This is a genomic window from Arthrobacter sp. N199823, assembly GCF_002929705.1.
Taxonomy (GTDB): domain Bacteria; phylum Actinomycetota; class Actinomycetes; order Actinomycetales; family Micrococcaceae; genus Specibacter.
The window spans coordinates 1-583 of the sequence record NZ_PJIN01000067.1 but is presented as its reverse complement, the minus strand read 5'-3'; the positions used below and the strand labels follow the sequence as shown (position 1 = coordinate 583).

Genomic DNA, 583 nt, shown 5'->3' with positions numbered 1-583 from the left:
TTGGTCAAGGTCCCGTTCTTAGGGTTGTTGGGGATCACGGATGAACCAGCAGAATTGGTGGGGCCTCAGGGTGGTCCTGTGTCGGAGGATGTGGCGCGGAAGTTGTTGAAGAATAGTTCATCGTTCTTGCGGGTCTTGACGGATCCGATCACGGGGGAAGCATTGCCGTTGGAACCACAACGCTATACCTTGCGGGCGGCCGAGCGAGCTGTCTTGCAGAGCCTGGCTGGGTGTTGTTATGTACCGAATTGTCCTCATCCGGTGTTAGATACCGAGTTGGATCATTTACGGGCTTTTGAGTTTGGTGGTCCCTCGGTCATGGCGAATCTCCGCCCGGCCTGTAAACGCCATCACCTGATGAAGCACTTCAAGGATGATAAGAACCGGCATGGGCGCCGGCGGTGTATCGATGAGCCAGAACGGCACGGGATCAAGCTCCGTGGCTGGACACCACAAGCAACCCCGGACGGGCGGATCGGCTGGATCACCCCCAGCGGAACCTACCGGCCACCACTAAATACCGAACCCGCCCGGCCCGAATACCCCAAATGGCTCAAAAACCTCATCACCAAAACCACCAAAA

General features: G+C 56.9%; 1 protein-coding gene. It reads left to right on the top strand.

Features of this window, described 5'->3' with window-relative positions; all coding sequences use genetic code 11:
• Window positions 1–357: 357 nt before the first annotated feature.
• On the top strand, window positions 358–583 hold a 226-nt coding region (locus CXQ93_RS20270; RefSeq protein ID WP_219817407.1), incomplete at its 3' end, for a hypothetical protein.